This is a genomic window from Alteromonas sp. S167, from assembly GCF_036864375.1.
Lineage (GTDB): Bacteria > Pseudomonadota > Gammaproteobacteria > Enterobacterales > Alteromonadaceae > Alteromonas.
The window spans coordinates 68,750-88,604 of record NZ_JAZETR010000002.1 but is presented as its reverse complement, the minus strand read 5'-3'; the positions used below and the strand labels follow the sequence as shown (position 1 = coordinate 88,604).

Genomic DNA, 19,855 nt, shown 5'->3' with positions numbered 1-19,855 from the left:
TTTATTATGACCGCTCAACAACTCCTACAAGCTCCACAAGCACGAAGCATTCATTTTGCTCAAGTCCTAATGGCAAGAGCTTCAATAACGCCAGTAGATGCAGGCTGCCAAACGTATCTCATGTATCGGTTAAAAAAGTTAGGTTTTTCGTGTGAACAGCACGAAGTGAATGGGGTAAAAAATCTCATTGCGAAGTGGGGGAAGGGCGATACACACTTTGCTTTTTCTGGGCATACAGACGTTGTGCCACCTGGCCCGCTAGAGAAGTGGATGTCGCCGCCGTTTAGCCCCTCCATTAGCAACAATAAGCTTTATGGGCGAGGGGCAGCTGACATGAAAACTGGGGTGGCGGCAATGCTTGCTGCTACTGAGCGAACCATTAAAAGCCTTGACCCTTTGAAGGTAACTTATTGGTGGCTCATAACCTCAGACGAAGAAGGTGAGGCTGAAGACGGTTCTCGTTGGATAAAGGCGTTTTTAGATAGAAAAGGCATCCAGCTTGATATGTGTTTAGTCGGCGAGCCAAGTGCAAGTAAAAGTACTGGTGATACAATTAAAGTCGGGCGCAGGGGCTCGCTGTCTGCCACAGTTTTCGTCACCGGTAAGCAAGGTCATGTGGCATATCCAAAAACGGCTGTTAATGCTATCCACAAAGCCTGTGACATAGTGCAAGCATTGAAGAACTATGAATTTGATATTGGAAGCGATGACTTTCCTGGAACAACACTTCAAATCACCCATTTAGACACAGGCACATTTACCGACAATATAGTGCCAAGTAGTGTGCGTATCGAGTTCAATGTGCGTTATTCTTGGCACTTTGATCAAAAGGTATTATCTTCTTTGCTTCAACAGGTTATAGCAAATATAGATAGCAGCGCTGAAGTAAGCTTTTCCAGACCTTGTGAGTCGTATCTAAGTCAGCCCAAAAAAGAAGGGTTGTGTCTTATTAATACCGTTGAAGCAGCGATAAAAAATGCTACAGGCCGCTACCCTGTTGTTAGCACATCAGGAGGAACCTCTGATGGGCGCTTTTTTGCCAGTGCACACACACAGGTGGTTGAAGTAGGTGTGCCTAACGCAACCATACACCAAGTGAACGAGCATATTCATTTGTCGGATTTGGTAACCTTAGAAGATATTTACGCTGATATTCTTGAGTTATTTGGAGCTTGAACTTTTTGATGCTTGGCTTCTTGAGGCCTAAGTATCTTGGAGTTGGCAAAGTAACTCCAAGATAACCCCAACGCAAAGTAGTTTATACTGTTAGTTAAAGTTTTAAGCGCTGGCCTGTAATGGCTTGTGCGTTAAATAGCGCTTTCGCTTTTTTGCTGTCATTAACGCAATATCAACAACCACAAGGCCATCAATACAGTCGTTGAAATCAGGATCGACGTTAAAGCCTAAGAATGCCACGCCACCGTCTTCTGCTACTTCGCTATATTGTTTATACAGGGTAGGGATGTTTACTCCCATATTGGCAAGTAAATGTTTTAGCTCCGCAAATTCCGCTTTGTAGTTGTTACCTTTAAACGTATACAAGGGCTCTTGCGTGGCTTGAAATGGCCGCTTACACGTAGCCTTGCCAAATTTGCTAGGAAAATACGTGCTGTAAAATTGAACAAGCAATTCTTTTGCTGGCTGCGGATAGGCATTGCTAAGGGAAACTGCTCCAAATAAATAGCGGTATTTTGGATAGCGACTTAAAAAAGCACCTATTCCGAACCATAAATAGTCTAAGCTACGTTTGCCCCAATATTGCGGCTGAACAAAACTTCTACCAAGCTCTAAACCTTCTTTAAACAGTTTTTCATTGTCGCCTTCGTAGTTGAATAACGTTGCTGAATAAAGACCTGTTGAGTGATTGTTCTGCGACAGTAGCTCTGCGTCGCCAAAGCGATAGGCACCCACTATTTCTAAGTCACTGTCGTCCCACAAAACAAGGTGGTAGTAATGTGAATCGTACTGATCTATATCACGGCGTTTATTCGTGCCTTCACCAACAGCCCTAAATGCAACCTCTCTAAGACGGCCAATTTCCCGCATTATGGGCGAGCAATGCTTGTGTTGATAGAGGTATATCGACTTACCATCATGTGTTTGCCCCAGGTGTTCGCATTCTCTAATAGCTCGGGATAATTCTTTCCTGTCCTCAGGAAGGGCGATAGACGCTTGTGTATTGAATACACCTTTCTTATTACTGCCTATACGGTATAAGTGACGCTTGAACAATTTCACCTGATCTTTTAACGGGATAGATGTTTGGTTATACGACTCAAAAGGAATAACTTCGCCAATGCGCATGGGCAGATGTTTGCGGCGTTGTTTGAACATTTCTTTCACTAAAAGTGCTGTGGCTAATGGCTTGTAAACCATTGAAACGCCATAAAACAACGGGCTGTTTTTCGCATCAATATAAACAGGCAGAATGGGTGATTTCGCTTGTCGTGCAATGCGTAAAAAGCCCGTGTGCCAACGCGTATCTCTCACGCCTTGAGGTCGCAGCCTTGAAACTTCACCTGCTGGAAATATTAAAATTGCACCATCGCCATTAAGATGAGACTGAATAGCCGCTAAATGTTGTTTAGGTGTGCCGCCTTGCATATTGTTCACTGGCAATAGCATGTCATGAAGTGGCTCGATAGCCATCAACATTTGATTTGCAACCACTTTTAAGTCATGACGAACCTCACTCACCAGTTTGATTAAAGCGAGTGCGTCTAGAGAGCCGATAGGGTGATTCGCAATAATAACTACCCGTCCTTCACTAGGAATGCGCTCTTTTTCAACATCTCGTGTTGAATAGCTGATGTTGAAATACTCCAACACCTGTTCAACAAAATCGATATCTTCGTAATGTGGGTACGTTTCGCCAAACTCAATAATTTCCTGTTCGTGTAGTAAGTGTCTTAAAACAAATGACGCAGACTTAAAAAGGAGTGGGTTATTGGCAACCTGAGGGTAATGCTTATTCAGTACTTCATTTACGGTAAACATAGTGCCTGTATATCTTTTTAGACTTTCGCCGAACAATAGCAGGGCAATATGACGCTTTTTACGCAATTTAATGGCAGTTATTTGACAATGTTATTGAATTGTTAATTTTTGCGATTGGTATAGGAGGAAAGGGTGTTTAAACTGTTTTGCCTAAACACCGCTGTGTGAGTCAAGTTATTGGAAACGCATTAGTAAACACGACGTTTTCGCTAATATTTTGCTGATATTTCGTTATTAGCAATAACGTCGCTAGTGAAATACCAAATTATGCGGCTCTAGAGGCTTTAGAGCCCACTTCTAACGTGGTTATTTTAGACTTCTCAACATGCTCTAAATAATGAACTAAAGTAAGGTTGCCCTGCATGTCTTCACCAAGGGCGCTACAGTTTTCTATCCAGTCTCCATCGTTGATATAGTGGACGCCGTCTTCAATAGTGCTTTCAGGGTGGTGAATGTGACCGCACACAACACCATCAAGCTGTAAGTCTTTTGCTCGCTGGCAGCATGCCTTGCGATACCGAGCAATAGCCGCATTCGCTCCCTTAATGTGCTTTTTGATGTAGCCTGCTAAAGACCAGTATTCTCGCTTTCTCCACGCCCTAAAACGATTGTACTCACGGTTTAAAAAAAGCAGTAAATCATAACCTTTATCACCAATCCACGCTTGAAAGCGGCCTAAAGTAACATCGCCATCGAATTGGTCACCATGCAGAACCAAATAACGCTCACCCTTGGCTGTGGTGTGAATAATCTCCCGTTCAATTTCAATATTACCAAATACCATTCCAGAATAAGACTGAATTGGCTCGTCGTGGTTACCCGGTAAATATACTATGCGCGTACCTTGTTCACTCATTTGCATAAATTTATGCATTACTTGATTGTGCGCTTTCGGCCAGCGAAATTGTTTTGTCATCTGCCACATATCAACAATGTCGCCGACCAAATAAAGTGTGTCTACAGAGATGTTATTTAAGAAAGAAAGTAAATATTCTGCCTTGCAATCTTTGTTACCAAGGTGAATGTCTGAAAGCCACAAAGTACGGTAGTGTGTTTTGTTCATAGCGAGCCCCAAAGTATTAACTTTGGAATGCCACTTTAAACACCGTAATTGACATTAGCGTGACGAATGCTTGACCGTTTAGTTACAGCCCAAGTCCATTGGCTACTTCCATCAATTTATCTCGCATCCAACTATTTACTAAGTCATTGTCTGACTGTTTATGCCAATACATGTGAACTGCTAGCGGCGTGATTGAAAGTGGAATAGGCGACGCTGCAATATCAAACTTATCTACAAATTGCTGTGCATAGCGACTTGGCATCGTGAGCAGTAAGTTACTGTTACTCACTACATTAACTGCTGCAAAATAATGTTCACATTGAAGCGCAATATCACGGTGTAGATTATGCTGCGCCAAGGCCAAGTCGACGGTATCGAGTTTTGAGTCTTTTAACGTTACCAATGCGTGTTTCGCTTTGGCATAAGCCTGAACATCTTTTGTTTTTAGGTAGATGTTATCTGGTGCGCACACCACACAAAAACTCTCATGACACAGCAACTGCGAACGAATGTCGTTGCTGGTTGGCACTAACACGTCAACCACAATGTCTACTTCTTTGCTCGTTAAAGAAGGAGCCAGTTCTGGCCATGTTACCTGTCTACTGGCAACAGTTAGGTTGGGCGTTGTTATGAGGAGCTCTGGGATAAGCGCTGGGAAAAAAATTGACTCTAATATATCGCGCAGCCCAAGGTTTAATTGCCTTTTAGTATGGGCAATGTCAAAGCTTACTTCTCCACTTGCGGCGTGCTCAAGCGTATTTACAGCGCCTTCTACTGAAGCAATAATTTTCTGGCAATAAGGGGTGGGCACCACGCTACGACCGTGACGCACAAATAACTCATCGTTTAAGCTCTCGCGCAACCTGCCTAATGCATGACTTATAGCTGGTTGAGACAGATACAACGACTTTGCAGCAGCAGTAATGCTGCCCTGATTGTAAATAGCCAGTAATACTGTAAACAAATTAAGGTCTATTTTTCCATGCATACTATTTATGGGTTTATATAATAAGTCATCATTTTCATTTATTGATAATAAGGGTACACTGCCAAAGATGTTAATAAAAGGTTTCTTTTGTAAGGGGTGTGTTGATGCAGGCATCTGTACTTACCGAGGTATTGCTACCTCTAGCGTTAGCGTTTGTAATGTTTGGCATGGGGTTAACGCTAACCACTGCTGATTTTACACGCCTGCTTAAATCACCACGATCTGTGACTGCAGGTTTTATCGGCCAAATTATTTTTCTACCTTGCCTAGCGTTTACCTTATGCATACTTTTCACGTTGCCACCGCATATTGCTGTTGGCGTCATGATTCTAGCGGCCTGTCCAGGTGGCACTACAAGTAACCTTATTAGCCATATTGCGCGTGCAAATTTGGCTTTATCGGTAAGCTTAACGGCGATATCGACAGTTGCCTGCGTGTTTACCACACCACTTATTATACAATTCGCCATCAGCTATTTTGTAAAAGAGAATGCGCCAGCCTTCTCCATTATTCAAACCGTAATTGGTCTAGTCGGCATTTCAATTGTGCCGGTTATCATTGGTATGACGATTAGGCGTTTCAAACCGTTATTCGCAGAGCGTACAGAACACTTCTTCCGACAGTTTTCTATGTATTTTATGTTGCTGATGATTGCAGGTGTATTGATATCAGAACGTCAAAACCTTGCAACGTCATTCAATGATGCTTTCCTAGTTTGTGTTTTGCTCAACCTTTTATCAGTATCACTAGGGCTTGTGCTCGCGCGCTTTAGTAAACTGGTTTTCAAAGATGCTTTAACCCTTGCGATAGAGATTGGTGTACAGAATGCTGCATTGGCCATGCTTATATGTATAAGTTTTTTAAAGGCGCCTGATTTTGCAATAGCGCCTGGGGTATATGGTATTGCTATGTATATTGGCCCAGCGCTTTTAGCAATTTGGGCAAAGCGACGCACAAGCCGCGCAAGCACAACATAGTAACAATGGGCAGTAACATTGGGCTATATCAAAGTGCAAAAGCAACTCAACGGTCACTTTTGTAGAGTCGAAGGCGACTTTAAACGCTGGTCTTTACTCAAAACAGAATAGATAAAACTGTCTTAGAAAGAGAACAACAAATAATGCGATTACTTATTACTGGTGGCGCGACAGGTCTAGGCCAAGCACTGGCTGAAAAATGGGCGCAGAAGCACAAAAATATACAAATATGTGTTGCCGATATAAATGAGGCACGTGGCGCTGAAACAATTGAAATGCTTCAAAAGCTAGGCGCGGAAGCGTTTTATTTTCATTGCGATATTACCCGCTCAGATGATGTGAATAATTTAGCAAGTGAATTGCAAAATCGTTGGCAGGGTATCGATTTCGTTTTCAATAATGCAGGTGTTGCAACAGGCGGCGGTCTACTTGACGAAAGTATTGAGCAGTGGGAGTGGGTTTATAATATCAATATGCTGGGAATGGTAAGAGTCAGTCAGGCGTTTATGCCATTGATGCGCTCACAAAGAAGTGGCTATTTTATCAATATTGCCTCTCAGGCGGGGCTAACACCTATTCCTTACATGGGAAGCTACAATGCGGTAAAAGCTGCAGTAGTATCATTTTCGGAGACCATGAAACTAGAACTCGCTCCCGATGGTATCGACGTAAGCGTGGTATGCCCTAGCTTTTTCAAAACGAATCTAGATGAGTCAATGCGAAGCACAAACCCAGCTGCGCATAAGATGATCGATCACTTTTTTGCAAAGGCAGACATGACCAGAGAAGATGTTGCGGAATCAATATATCAGCAGGTTCAGCAGAAGCGTTTTCTCATTCTTACTCATAAATTGGGTAAACGCGTTTATTGGCTTAAAAAGCTGCTTCCAAGCCAGCGTTATATCAACAAGATGCTTGCCCAAACAAAAAACATGAAGCAAGCAATGGAAAAACACAAATAACAAGCACATTCATTTACGTCGTGTTAGTGAACAACATGTTAGTGGATAGCACGCAAGCGAATAAGAAGTAGGTAAAGATACATGTCACATAGTGTGGTTGATAAAGCTAACAAGGTTCGACCTGGCGAGGCACTCGATGCCGAGGCCGTTCATGAATGGTTAAGTGGGCATTTAACCGATGAGGTAAAAGCTAAGCTGGGAGGCTTAAAGGGCAGTCCGGCAGTAACCCAATATTCGGGGGGCGCGTCGAATTGGACTTACTGTCTAGACTATAACGATGCTTCGCTAATTTTGCGACGCGCACCTGCAGGTACAAAAGCTAAAGGCGCTCACGATATGGGCAGAGAGTTCAAGCTGCAAGATGCGCTCAAGCCAGTGTACCGCTATGTTCCAGATATGCTGGGTTATTGTGAAGATGAGACTGTTATAGGAACAGACTTTTATGTAATGGAAAAGCTTACTGGTGTGATCCCCAGAAAAAACTTACCTAGGGACTTAGCAACAACACCAGAACAGACCAAACAGCTTTGTACTAATGTGCTTGATAGTTTAATTGAGCTGCATAAGGTCGATCACGAAAAAGCCGGTTTATCACACCTTGGAAAGGGCGCGGGATATATAGAACGTCAAATAAGCGGGTGGAGTGAGCGTTATAGCAAAGCCAAAACGTGGAATGTGCCTTCAGGTAAAAAGGTAATGCGTTGGCTAGAAAATAACATGCCTGCACACGAACGTATCTGCATTACTCATAACGACTTTCGTTTTGACAATGTTGTGTTAGACCCAAATGACTACACCCGAATAATTGGCGTGCTAGATTGGGAATTGGCCACCCTTGGTGACCCGTTAATGGACTTGGGTAACTCTCTAGCTTATTGGGTGAATGCCGATGATGACTTTTTGGCGCAGTCAACGCGTCGTCAGCCAACGCATTTACAGGGCATGTTAACCCGAGAGCAGGTTGTGGCTCATTACTGCAAAGAAATGGAAGTAGACGTAGACGACTTTACCTTTTACGAAGTGTACGGTTTGTTCCGTCTAGCCGGTATTGCGCAACAAATTTACTATCGCTACCACCATGGTCAAACAAATAACCCGGCGTTCAAGAATTTTTGGATTTTTATTCACTACTTACTATGGCGCTGTAACAAAGCAATAAAAGCTTCTGGAAAAAGAAAATGACTATAAGAAAAAATATCCTAATTACGGGTGCGAGTTCGGGCTTAGGCAAGGGCATGGCCATTGAATTTGCGAAGCAAGGTTGTAACCTGGCGTTGTGCGCAAGACGATTTGAAAACCTAGAACAGCTCAAGACAGAGCTGCTTGAGCTTAATCCTAATATAAATGTCTTCATTCGTTCGCTAGACGTGAACGATCACGATGCCGTATTTGAAGTGTTTGATGCGTTTAAAGCGGATATGGGCCAGCTTGATCGCGTTATCGTGAACGCGGGTATGGGCAAGGGCGCTTCAGTGGGTACAGGTTTTTTTCACGCTAATAAACAAACGGCAGTGACCAATTTTGTATCGGCGCTTGCACAGTGTGAAGCGGCGATGGCCATTTTTAGAGCGCAAAATAGCGGCCATTTAGTTACTATCTCATCTATCAGCGCGGTGCGCGGCTTTAGACGCGCCATGACAGTTTATGCGGCTACGAAAGCGGGCTTAACCTCTATGACAGAGGGAATTCGCATGGACGTAATGAATACGCCTATTAAAGTTACGTGTATCCATCCTGGTTTTATCCGCAGTGAGATTAACGAGAAGGTTGAAAAAGTACCGTTTATTGTTGATACCGATGTGGGCTGCAGAGCGATGGTAAGTGCGATAAATAAAGAAAAGGCGAATGCATTTGTGCCAAGCTGGCCATGGGCTGTGTTGCACTGGATAATGCGCATTGCACCTGCCAGTACCATTAGAAAAATGAGCTGATGGTTTTATGGATGCTTCCCTGCTTGGTATTTATGGCTGAGCGGGGGTATGCGAAAGTAATTCAGCACTAATACACAAAAAGCGATAGATACAAAAAAAGCGCCAAAAGGCGCTTTTTTAACTACTAATCTTAAAGATTAACCTAGTGCTTTGATTTGTGCAGCTAGACGGCTCTTATGACGAGCAGCTTTGTTCTTGTGAATCAAGCCTTTAGTAGCCATTCTGTCAAGTACTGGAGTAGCAGCAGATAGTGCAGCTTGAGCCGCTTCTTTGTCACCGCTAGCGATAGCAGCGATTACTTTCTTGATGCTTGTACGTGTCATTGAACGACGGCTAGCGTTATGCTGGCGACGCTTTTCAGCTTGGATTGCACGCTTCTTAGCAGACTTAATGTTAGCCAAGGTGTAACTCCCAAAATAAATTCATGTCAAAAACGAGGGTGCGGATTGTGCCTAGCAAACGCCCAAATGTCAAACGATTTAAAACTTAAATCGAACGCGCTATAAACGCGCAAGTCATTGAACACGCCGCGCAAGCTATTGATAACGCAAAAATGCTCAACGCGTTGCACATTCATAATACCTTTTTGAGGTATTGTAAGCGGCATTTATGGCATATGTTCGTCACAAACGTGAAACACCAACACATCGTACAACGTGAAGATGCACCACCCCATATCGGGCGCGGATTATAGCAAGAAACTTCATAAAGATGCACAACTATTTTGAATAAATCGTTTCACCAAAGAATTCCTTTGGTTATCATGCATACCTTCACTACTACAGTGGTGTTACGAAGGCATACGTTACCCTGCAAATAAACCGGTATAAAAGCATAGCGGTATGTATGACCACGTAACAAAACCCGCCTACTAATGCTTTTAAAAAAGCAGTTGGTAAACCTTATCAAGCAATTGGAAACACGAAGTGTCACGGAAGTTAATTAAATCAGGTTTAATTGTAAGCGTTATGACGCTTGTCTCGCGAGTGCTGGGATTAGTTCGTGACGTAGTTGTTGCCAGGCTTATGGGAGATGGTGCCGCTGCTGACGTGTTTTTCTTCGCTAACAAAATTCCCAACTTTCTGCGTCGCTTATTTGCGGAAGGTGCTTTTGCTCAGGCGTTTATTCCTGTGCTCACCGAAGTAAATCAAGACGAAGATAAGCAAAAACTTAAAGAGTTTGTTGCCAAAATTAGCGGAACCCTTGGCGCTATTGTTTTCGTTGTTTCTATTATTGGCGTTATCGCATCACCGGTTTTGGCAGCATTGTTTGGCACAGGCTGGTTTATGGCATGGCTTCAGGGAGATGAGGCGGGAGATAAGTTCTTGCTCGCCTCTACAATGCTTAAAATCACTTTTCCTTATTTAGCGTTTATCTCATTAACAGGGCTTGCTGGCGCTATATTAAATACGTTGAATAAGTTCGCAGTTGCAGCATTTACGCCCGTATTATTGAACGTATGCATTATTTCCTGTGCTATTTTCCTTGCGCCGTCTTTAAGTCAGCCTGCCTACGCCTTGGCTTGGGGCGTGTTTATTGGCGGCATTGTTCAGTTGCTTTTCCAACTTCCCTTTTTGTATAGAGCAGGGCTTCTAGTAAAGCCTAAATGGGGTTGGCATGATGAAAACGTAGTTAAAGTACGAACGCTTATGATCCCTGCTTTGTTTGGTGTGTCTGTAGGGCAAATTAACCTATTGTTCGATACTTTTATTGCTAGCTTTTTAGTAACAGGGTCGATTAGCTGGCTGTATTATTCAGACCGCCTGCTAGAGTTTCCACTAGGGCTTTTTGGTATCGCAATCGCTACCGTTATTTTGCCAACGCTGTCTCGAAATCACGTTACAAACAACCCCAAAGCGTTCTCTGCCAATATCGATTGGGCTTTTCGAATGGTATGCCTGCTGGGTATTCCAGCTGCGGTAGGGCTTGGCGTGATGGCGCGTCCTATTTTGACGGTTATATTTCAACGCGGTGCATTTACAGCAGAAACTGCCATTATGGCGTCTTATTCGCTTACTGCGTACGCATTTGGTTTACTAAGCTTTATGCTTGTTAAGGTACTCGCCCCCGGGTTTTATTCTCGCCAAGACACTAAAACCCCTGTTAAATTTGGCATTTGGTGTATGGTTGCCAATATGTTTTTCAATCTAGTGCTTGCCATCCCGTTTGGTTATGTGGGGCTTGCCATTGCAACCAGTATGTCAGCTACCATGAATGCCGCGTTACTCTACATCACACTGCACAAACAAGGTGTTTTTGCATTAAGTCGTACGTCTGTCATGTTTATTGCTCGAGTGCTCATATCCAGTGCCGCAATGGGCGCGCTTATTTTTTATCGTGACCAAGGAATGGCGTTCTTCAACCTTAGCCTTACCCAGCAAATTTTAGATGTTGGTATTACCATCGGTCTTTCTGTTTTGGTGTTTGGTTTGAGTATGTTGGTATTGGGTACTCGTCCGCGTCATTTTAGAAGCGGCGGTGAATAAGCGATAATTAAGAATAGTGTAAGTCAAGGCGTAATGTAGGTGCTTGGTATTGAGCGCATGGTCGGCTATAATCGCGAGCTTTGAATTTTAAGCAGTTATAAAGGTAGTGGCTAACAGTGGAATTTATCCGCGGGCTTAACAACGTAAAACCACGTCACAAAGGTTGCGTACTCACTATTGGCAAGTTCGATGGTGTACACCGCGGTCATCAAGCGGTGCTGGCCAATGTGCTTGAAAAAGCAAAACAGCTTTCATTGCCAGCAACCGTCATGGTATTCGAGCCTCAGCCTGAAGAAGTCTTCATGCCCGACCGTGCACCTGCCCGCATCAGTCCACTGCGAGAAAAATTCGAACTGCTACGCCAGCAAGGCGTTGATCGATTACTTGCTGTTCGCTTTAACGCAGCGTTTGCAAAGCAAACTGCAGACACGTTTGTGCACGATTTGTTAGTAGACAAGCTGGGCGTGAAGTTTTTAGTCGTGGGCGATGATTTTCGTTTTGGCAATGGTCGCAAGGGCGATTTTGAAATGCTAAAAACTGCTGGTCGCATGTATGGCTTTGAAGTAGTAAGCACACAAAGTTTTACAATGCATGCCCACCGCATAAGCTCTACTGCGGTGAGGGAGGCCCTTGCTGAAAGCGAGTTTGCACTAGCAACAGAAATGTTAGGCCGCCCATTTGCGATACACGGCCGTGTCGTGCACGGTGAAAAAAAGGGTAGAACCATTGGCTTTCCAACAGCGAACGTAATGCTCAAAAGACAGAAAACGCCAATACACGGCGTTTTTGCGGTACGAGTTGATGTGGACGGTGAGCATTACAATGGTGTTGCTAACATAGGTCGTCGCCCCACATTAAACGGCGAACGAAATCAATTAGAAGTACATATTTTCGATTTGTCATCTGACTTGTACGGGAAGCCTATTACCGTTTTTCCCACTGCGAAAATACGCGATGAAATTAAGTTTGCTTCGTTTGAAGCACTAAAAGAACAAATACAGGCAGATGCCGCAAAAGCGCGTCTGTTACTCGCATAGTTAAACGTGATAAAGTCACGAAAACTATGTAAGCCTAATTAAGCAGGCTGCTAACAAATAGCATCCAAAATAATGTTTTACAGTTAACGATTTAACGCCTTCACAATGCCTCACGCATTGGGTGAAACCTAAGGTAACCGGATTAAACAATTTTATGAGTGATTACAAAGCCACATTGAACCTTCCAGAAACTGCGTTTCCTATGCGCGGTAATCTTGCTCAGCGCGAGCCGAAAATGCTTAAAGACTGGCAGGAAAAAGGGGTATACAGCAAAATTCGTGAAGCCAAAAAAGGCAAAAAGCCTTTCATTCTTCACGATGGCCCTCCTTACGCAAATGGCGACATTCATATTGGTCACGCGGTTAACAAAATCCTTAAAGATATCATTGTAAAATCGAAGAACTTGTCAGACTTCGATTCGCCTTATGTACCAGGTTGGGACTGTCACGGCCTTCCTATCGAGCTAATGGTAGAGAAAAAAGTAGGTAAGCCAGGTAAGAAGGTAACTGCTGCTGAGTTCCGTCAAAAGTGTCGCGAGTACGCTCAAAAGCAAATTGATGGTCAAATGGCTGACTTTAAGCGTCTTGGCGTTTTTGGTGCTTGGGATAACCCGTATAAAACAATGGACTTTAAGTCCGAAGCCGACATTATCCGTGCACTAGGTAAAATTGTTGAGTCGGGTCACCTTGAAAAAGGGTTTAAACCTGTTCACTGGTGTACTGACTGTGGTTCAGCGCTTGCTGAAGCCGAAGTAGAATACAAAGATAAAGTGTCACCCGCTATCGACGTTAAATTCCAAGTGGCTGACAGTGCAGAAATAGCGCAAGCATTTGGCGTTGAAGAATCAGATTTAGCAGCGCACAAAGCCGGCGTTGTAATTTGGACAACAACGCCGTGGACACTACCTGCTAACCGCGCAATTAGCCTGCACCCTGAATTAACTTATGCGATTGTTGAAGTTCAGCCGTCAGGTGAGTGGCTAGTGGTTGCACAAGACCTGTTAGAAAGCTGTATGCAGCGTTATGGCGTTGAAGACTTTCGCGAAGTGGCAACGTGTACAGGTGCTGCGTTAGATAAATTAAAAGTAAATCACCCATTCCTTGACCTTCAAGTGCCGCTTATTTTGGGCGAACACGTAACTACCGACTCTGGTACAGGCTGTGTACATACTGCACCAGCGCACGGTGTTGACGATTTCAACGTTGGTAAGCAATACGACATTGAAGTGTATAATCCGGTAGGCAACAACGGCGTATACCTTGAAAACACACCGCTATTTGCTGGCAAGTTCGTATTTAAAGCCAACGATGAAATTATTGAAACAGTGAAAGAAAAGGGCAACCTTGTACTTAACGTAAAATATGAGCATAGCTACCCTCACTGCTGGCGCCACAAAACGCCTATTATCTTCCGTGCTACCCCTCAGTGGTTCGTTAGCATGGATAAAAAAGGCTTGCGTGCAGAGTCACTAGAGCAAATTAAACAAACCAAGTGGATCCCAGACTGGGGCCAAAACCGCATTGAAAAAATGGTAGAAGGCCGTCCTGATTGGTGTATTTCGCGCCAGCGTACATGGGGGGTTCCAATTCCGCTGTACGTGCATAAGTTGACTGGTGAAATTCACCCAGAGTCGGCTGCACTCATGGAAAAAGTTGCTGTTGAAGTAGAATCTAAAGGTATTCAAGCGTGGTGGGATTTCGATGACGCCGAACTTCTTGGTAGTGAGTTAGATAACTACGAGAAAGTAACAGATACATTAGACGTTTGGTTTGATTCAGGCGTAACGCACTATTTTGTTGTTGATCAGCGAGATGATATTCCTGCATCAGCAGACCTTTATTTAGAAGGCTCTGATCAACACCGTGGTTGGTTCATGTCGTCGCTTATGTCGTCAACCGCTATGCATGGTCACGCGCCGTATAAAGAAGTGCTAACACACGGTTTCACTGTAGATGCTCACGGCAGAAAAATGTCGAAATCGGTGGGTAACGTTGTTGCGCCACAAGAAGTGACAAATAAGCTGGGTGCAGACATTTTGCGTTTGTGGGTTGCTTCTACAGATTACCGCGGTGAAATCGCAGTATCTGATGAAATTTTAAAGCGTGCCGCAGATTCATACCGACGTGTACGCAACACCGCTCGATTCCTACTGGCCAACCTTAATGGTTTTAGCGTAGAAGACGCAGTAGCTGAAGATGAAATGGTAGCGCTAGACCGCTGGATTGTGGCGCGTGCCAAAGCACTTCAGGCAGAGCTAATTGAAGCGTATGAAAAGTACGACCTGCTTGTGGTAACGCAAAAGCTTATGCATTTCTGTTCAATTGAGCTTGGCTCTTTCTACTTAGACGTAATTAAAGATCGTCAGTATACCGCTAAAGCCGATGGTCTTGCGCGCCGCTCTTGTCAAACAGCGATGTATCACATTGTTGAGGCACTAGTGCGTTGGATGGCACCAATTACAAGCTTTACCGCGCAAGAAATTTGGGAAACGCTTCCTGGTGAGCGCAGTGAGTTTGTATTTACTGAAACTTGGTATGATGGTTTTGACAACTTTACGCAAAGCGATACGTTTAATGACGCGCTTTGGCATCAAGTACTAAGTGTTAAAGACGCGGCAAACCAAGCTATGGAACAAGCGCGTAAAGACGGTGAGTTAGGTGGTTCGCTTGAAGCTAGTATTGCTTTGTATGCCACCGACGAGCTTTATAACGTATTGGCGAAACTAGAAGATGAACTTCGTTTTGTACTCATTACATCTGGCGTGTCGTTAGAGAGAGTTGAAAGCGCACCTGAAGGCGCTAAAGCAACCGACGTTGATGGCTTATGGCTAACCGTTAATAAAGCAAGTGGTGCTAAGTGCGTACGCTGCTGGCATCATCGTGAAGACGTGGGCTCACATGAAGGCCATGAAGAGCTTTGTGGACGTTGCGTAACAAACATCGACGGCGAGGGAGAAGAGCGCCACTATGCTTAATCTTTTTCGCGAAACAGGATTGCGATTTTTATGGATAAGTGCAGTTGCATTTATCCTAGATCAATGGAGTAAATACGCGGTTATCGATAGCATGTCTTTGTATCAATCAATACAAGTCATGCCGTTTTTTAACCTTACTTATGTGCACAACTACGGTGCCGCTTTTAGCTTTTTAGATAGTGCTGGCGGCTGGCAACGTTGGTTCTTTACTGCTATTGCTGTGGTCGTAAGTATCGTCATTTTATGGTGGCTAAAGCAGTCTCCTCGTTCGCAAAAAATGTTGCCCGTTGCGTTTTCATTTATACTAGGTGGCGCACTAGGTAATGTCTACGACCGTATCGTGCATGGCTACGTCATCGATTTTCTTGATTTTTACGTAAATAACTACCATTGGCCGGCGTTCAACATTGCAGACAGTGCGATTTTCATTGGTGCAGCGTTATTAATCATTGATATGTTTAAGAACGGCGACAAAGATGAAGCGTCAGATAGCGACGCAGCCAGTGCAAGCGAAACCACAAAGTAGTATTCGGATTATTTATGACAGATTCTTTAGTGATTGGTGCAGACAGTGAAGTGATTCTTCACTTTGATTTAAAGTTAGAAGATGGGTCTGCGGCAGATAGTACACGCGTAAACAATAAGCCTGCGAAAATGGTAATGGGCGACGGTAGTTTAACGCCTAACTTTGAGGCTTGTTTACTGGGGCTTAAAAAAGGTGACAAGAAAGCATTTACGTTGAAAGCGAATGACGCGTTTGGCGAGCCTAACCCGAATAATATCCACTATATGGACAGAAGTCGCTTTGGTGCCGATTTGAGCATCGAAGAAGGGATGATTTTAGCGTTCTCGCAGCCTGATGGCTCTGAAATCCCTGGCATTATCCGAAGCGTAGCGGGCGACTCTGTAACGGTTGACTTTAATCACCCACTGGCAGGTCAGACTGTTGTATTCGACGTTGAAATTGTTGACGTTAAACCAGGTGCAGCTGCACAAGACGGAAACTAATTATGCAAATTCACTTAGCCAATCCAAGGGGCTTCTGCGCCGGTGTAGATAGAGCAATTACCATTGTAGAACGTGCGCTGGAAATGTTCGAGCCACCTATTTACGTACGTCACGAAGTGGTGCACAACAAATTTGTTGTTGATGGCTTACGCGAACGCGGTGCATTGTTCGTTGACGAACTGCATGAAGTACCAGATGACAGCATTGTTATTTTTTCTGCGCATGGTGTTTCTCAAGCGGTAAGAAAAGAAGCGACAGATCGTGGACTTAAAGTGTTTGACGCAACCTGCCCACTGGTAACAAAAGTGCATATGGAAGTGACGCGCGCAAGCAAAACCGGCACTGAATGCATTCTTATTGGTCACGCAGGTCACCCTGAAGTAGAAGGCACAATGGGGCAGTACAGCAATGAAGATGGCGGCATTTACCTAGTTGAATCTGAGGCTGATGTGGCAACCCTTGAAGTAAAAGACCCTTCAAATCTTTACTACTGCAGCCAAACCACATTGTCGGTTGATGATACTGCAGATGTTATTGATGCACTGCGAGCAAAGTTTCCTGAGATAAATGGCCCGCGTAAAGACGATATTTGCTATGCAACGCAGAATCGTCAAGATGCAGTGCGAGACCTTGCTCAAGACTGCCAAGTATTGCTGGTAGTGGGGGCGCAAAATAGTTCAAACTCGAATCGCTTACGCGAGCTTGCTGAGAAAATTGGTGCTACGGCATACTTAATTGCCGACGCAAACTGTATACAAAAATCTTGGTTAGAGGGCGTTGAACATATTGGCGTTACTGCAGGAGCATCGGCGCCTGAAGTATTAGTGCAAGGCGTAGTGAACCGTTTGAAAGAATGGGGCGCTGTGTCTGCTTCTGAGCGCGCTGGACGAGAAGAAAATGTCGAGTTTGCTGTGCCGAAAGAACTTCGTGTTAAGCAAGTGGTTTAAGCAATAGATACGATAATAAAGTGTAGCTACGATAAATTACTGCATAAATCGAAATCGCATATCTTTTAAAAAAACACCGCATTGAATGCGGTGTTTTTGTTTGTGCTAGTGTGCTTTACTATCAGCAACTTGCGAATAGCTTGATATACGTGTCTTGACGTTTTTCATGTAGTGAAGCTGGTAAAATAAATATGCCACAACTATTCATTAAAGCTGCCGATAGTAAGTCTTTAGCTAAGAAAGGAAAGTAAGGTTACTGGCAGTCTCTGAACACACCAAAGACCTTATTCGTATCTTTAAATTATACGTTTTGATAACTAAGAATACGCAGTTGCATACTCAATTGTCTTACTATACTACATTGGTAGAGGTGTATTTGGGGTACAAGGTTTCCTCGCCAAAGTGATATTACAGAAAGGGTGGCAATGAATACCAGGTCAGTAAATGATATGAGCAAGCAAACAGGCGTAGGTCTTATTGAGATCCTTATAACCTTGTTTATTCTTGCCGTTGGTTTGCTCGGTGTTGCAGCGCTTCAGTTTACTGGTTCGTTTGCGAACAAAGACGCAATAAGTAGAACCCAAGCTGAAATGGTTGCAGCCCAGGTCGCTGAGCGTTTGCGTGCAGCAGCAAGGCCAGCCACAGTAGGCGACGGTATGGTAGTGCACAACGACTATTTTAATAGCGACAGCTACAACTTTTCGAGCCTAAGTTGCGCAGGCTCTTCGCATCCTTACCGTTGTTATTGCTTAAGTCGCCCGGCCGGTATTCCCAATTGCGAAGGCAACGCCTGTACAGAGCAACAAATGGCCGCCTACGACGGTTGGGCGCTGTCTTGCTCTGCGGTACAAACTAACCCACAGACAAAAGTAAATATTCGCTGCGATGATAACAACACTGCCGATGTTTACAGATGCAGCGCAGGCTCTCGCATCGAAGTATTATTAACGTGGCCGGTTACGTCATCGGGTAACCAAAACTATACGCTTAACAGTCGCTGCAACCCTATCGAAGGCGATAGCAATGCCTGCGTGTTCAAGGACATTACATTATGACGCGCGGATTATCGACCCCGATGAAAAACACAGGTTTCTCCCTTGTCGAGCTTATGATTTCCCTTACGCTCGGCCTTATTATTTCCGGTGCCATTATTCAAGTGTTGGTAAGCAGCAGTGTTACAAATAAGTTGAATCAAGCTGTTGCGCAGGTACAAGAATCGGGGCGTTTTATTATGGCGCGTTTATCGTCTGAGTTCTATGAAGTAGGGCGCTACGACTTGGTTACGGCTGCCATTGATAGTTCTGTCGATACTATTGCTGAAGCGGCGTATGTTCAGAACAAGCCTATTGCCCTTGTGGGCGACTTTGTTACCAGCGGTGAGCTTGGCAGCATTCAAGCTGCAAGCGGCGATAGCGATAAACTGGTGGTGAGTTTATTGGGCAAAGAAGACTGCACGGGCAACAGTCATGGCTATGCGGCAGATGAAGAGTTTCATGTAGTAAACCACTATTTTGTGAGCGGTAGCGAACTTAAATGTACAGGCTTTGATGGCCGTGTTTTAAGGGGGCTTAAAAATCAATCTGTGGCGCCAGTAACGGTAACGCTTTTAGACAATGTGGAAAGTTTTCAGGTGCAATTTGGTGTGTCAGAGCGAATTACATCATCAAAAGGTCAGCCTGTAAGCTATGTTACTGCCAATGAATTAGGCCTTTTAAGAGCGCAAAATCAGCAGGTGGTTGCGCTACGTTGGGGCATCATGCTGAAAAGTTATCAAAATGAAGTACAGCAAACTCAAGCGCAGCGTTTTGCGCTGCTTAACGAGAATGCAAAAACCATGAGTACATCGCATTACTATCAGGTTTTTTCAAAAACACTGGCACTTCGTAATATGAAGAATTTTGTAAGGAGTTCGCAATGAAACAGCGTGGTTTAGTGATGGTATTCGCGTTACTCGTTTTGTTGTCTATTACTGTGTTAGGTGTAAGCGCGGTAACCAGCAGCTTATCTCAGTCTAAAATGGCGGTGTCGATGCAGCAAAGTGGTTTGGCTTTCGATGCGGCTGAATCGGCTATTGCTGGGGTATTCTTCGAATCTGAAGATGAAACATTACTAAGCGATCCTAATCAAACCGACCCGTTATCAGAAGCCAGGCAAGGTAATATTTTCGACCCTGCAAACGATGCAATGAGCTGCTTTGATAACAATGAGTGGACAGATCGCTACATGACTGAAGGTGGTCTTGCCGTAGGCGATAGACATATTAACGACGGGACATATCAAACCGCGGTTGCTTCAAAAAGCTGGTCGCGAACAGCGTTTATACGCGAACAGGCATGTCGTGGCTCTAGTAACGTAATTGGCGGCAGTAATATTAATTGTCACGTATTCATTATACGCGGATGTGGAAAGGTAGCAGGTAAATCGACGGTGGTTGCAAATACGCTTGCAGCGTCGGTGTTCGGCCCGGCCTCTCAATAGGTGATGT

General features: G+C 44.2%; 18 protein-coding genes. 14 read left to right on the top strand and 4 right to left on the bottom strand.

All coding sequences use genetic code 11. The features are described from left to right. The first annotated feature begins 6 nt into the window (after nt 1–6). Nucleotides 7–1,176 (top strand): succinyl-diaminopimelate desuccinylase, encoded by a 1,170-nt coding sequence (dapE, locus tag V7R35_RS03630; RefSeq protein ID WP_334013351.1) that lies wholly within the window; start codon nt 7–9, stop codon nt 1,174–1,176. A gap of 102 nt (nt 1,177–1,278) precedes the next feature. Here the strand turns inward: dapE and V7R35_RS03625 are convergent, their stop codons facing one another. The 3 genes from V7R35_RS03625 to V7R35_RS03615 all read right to left on the bottom strand — a co-directional run bounded on the left by V7R35_RS03625 (nt 1,279) and on the right by V7R35_RS03615 (nt 5,048). Then, nucleotides 1,279–2,997, bottom strand: a complete 1,719-nt coding sequence (locus V7R35_RS03625; protein ID WP_334013350.1) for a lysophospholipid acyltransferase family protein — start codon at nt 2,995–2,997, stop codon at nt 1,279–1,281. A gap of 265 nt (nt 2,998–3,262) precedes the next feature. Continuing rightward, complete coding sequence (locus V7R35_RS03620; RefSeq protein ID WP_334013348.1) at nt 3,263–4,060, bottom strand: UDP-2,3-diacylglucosamine diphosphatase; 798 nt, start codon at nt 4,058–4,060, stop codon at nt 3,263–3,265. Nucleotides 4,061–4,142: 82 nt separating this feature from the next. Beyond that, entirely contained in the window at nt 4,143–5,048 is a 906-nt protein-coding gene (locus V7R35_RS03615) for a LysR family transcriptional regulator (RefSeq protein ID WP_334013802.1), read from the bottom strand. Between the two features lie 104 nt (nt 5,049–5,152). Here V7R35_RS03615 and V7R35_RS03610 point away from each other — a divergent pair, with 104 nt between their 5' ends. The 4 genes from V7R35_RS03610 to V7R35_RS03595 all read left to right on the top strand — a co-directional run bounded on the left by V7R35_RS03610 (nt 5,153) and on the right by V7R35_RS03595 (nt 8,918). Beyond that, nucleotides 5,153–6,025, top strand: a complete 873-nt coding sequence (locus V7R35_RS03610) for a bile acid:sodium symporter family protein (protein WP_334013347.1) — start codon at nt 5,153–5,155, stop codon at nt 6,023–6,025. 143 nt (nt 6,026–6,168) lie between these two features. Further along, nucleotides 6,169–6,987 carry an SDR family oxidoreductase gene (locus tag V7R35_RS03605; RefSeq protein ID WP_334013346.1) on the top strand — a complete coding sequence of 273 codons (819 nt, stop codon included), beginning with the start codon at nt 6,169–6,171 and terminating at the stop codon, nt 6,985–6,987. 81 nt (nt 6,988–7,068) lie between these two features. Next, entirely contained in the window at nt 7,069–8,169 is a 1,101-nt protein-coding gene (locus V7R35_RS03600; RefSeq protein ID WP_334013345.1) for a phosphotransferase family protein, read from the top strand. Further along, entirely contained in the window at nt 8,166–8,918 is a 753-nt protein-coding gene (locus V7R35_RS03595) for an SDR family oxidoreductase (RefSeq protein WP_334013344.1), read from the top strand. The genes V7R35_RS03600 and V7R35_RS03595 overlap by 4 nt, the downstream gene beginning before the upstream one ends. Nucleotides 8,919–9,055: 137 nt before the next feature. Here the strand turns inward: V7R35_RS03595 and rpsT are convergent, their stop codons facing one another. Further along, entirely contained in the window at nt 9,056–9,319 is a 264-nt protein-coding gene (gene rpsT, locus V7R35_RS03590; protein WP_012518968.1) for a 30S ribosomal protein S20, read from the bottom strand. Nucleotides 9,320–9,844: 525 nt separating this feature from the next. Here rpsT and murJ point away from each other — a divergent pair. The 9 genes from murJ (at nt 9,845) to V7R35_RS03545 (ending at nt 19,848) form a co-directional block, all read left to right on the top strand. Beyond that, nucleotides 9,845–11,404, top strand: a complete 1,560-nt coding sequence (gene murJ / locus V7R35_RS03585) for a murein biosynthesis integral membrane protein MurJ (protein WP_334013343.1) — start codon at nt 9,845–9,847, stop codon at nt 11,402–11,404. A gap of 116 nt (nt 11,405–11,520) precedes the next feature. After that, nucleotides 11,521–12,441, top strand: coding sequence for a bifunctional riboflavin kinase/FAD synthetase (gene ribF, locus V7R35_RS03580; RefSeq protein ID WP_334013342.1), 921 nt, complete (start codon nt 11,521–11,523; stop codon nt 12,439–12,441). 154 nt (nt 12,442–12,595) lie between these two features. Further along, nucleotides 12,596–15,415 (top strand): isoleucine--tRNA ligase, encoded by a 2,820-nt coding sequence (gene ileS, locus V7R35_RS03575; RefSeq protein WP_334013341.1) that lies wholly within the window; start codon nt 12,596–12,598, stop codon nt 15,413–15,415. Beyond that, a complete protein-coding gene (gene lspA / locus V7R35_RS03570; protein WP_334013340.1) occupies nt 15,408–15,941 on the top strand; it encodes a signal peptidase II in 534 nt (177 codons plus the stop codon). The genes ileS and lspA overlap by 8 nt, the downstream gene beginning before the upstream one ends. A gap of 14 nt (nt 15,942–15,955) precedes the next feature. Further along, nucleotides 15,956–16,423: an FKBP-type peptidyl-prolyl cis-trans isomerase gene (gene fkpB, locus V7R35_RS03565; protein WP_334013339.1), complete on the top strand. Its 468-nt coding sequence runs from the start codon at nt 15,956–15,958 to the stop codon at nt 16,421–16,423. Nucleotides 16,424–16,425: 2 nt separating this feature from the next. Then, the gene (gene ispH / locus V7R35_RS03560; protein WP_334013338.1) at nt 16,426–17,370 is read left to right on the top strand and encodes a 4-hydroxy-3-methylbut-2-enyl diphosphate reductase; all 945 of its coding nucleotides are present in this window, start codon (nt 16,426–16,428) and stop codon (nt 17,368–17,370) included. A 425-nt stretch (nt 17,371–17,795) separates the two neighbouring features. Next, a complete protein-coding gene (locus tag V7R35_RS03555) occupies nt 17,796–18,425 on the top strand; it encodes a prepilin-type N-terminal cleavage/methylation domain-containing protein (RefSeq protein ID WP_334013337.1) in 630 nt (209 codons plus the stop codon). Next, nucleotides 18,422–19,288 (top strand): PilW family protein, encoded by an 867-nt coding sequence (locus V7R35_RS03550; protein WP_334013336.1) that lies wholly within the window; start codon nt 18,422–18,424, stop codon nt 19,286–19,288. The genes V7R35_RS03555 and V7R35_RS03550 overlap by 4 nt, the downstream gene beginning before the upstream one ends. Further along, a complete protein-coding gene (locus V7R35_RS03545) occupies nt 19,285–19,848 on the top strand; it encodes a pilus assembly PilX family protein (protein ID WP_334013335.1) in 564 nt (187 codons plus the stop codon). The genes V7R35_RS03550 and V7R35_RS03545 overlap by 4 nt, the downstream gene beginning before the upstream one ends. Nucleotides 19,849–19,855: the final 7 nt, after the last annotated feature.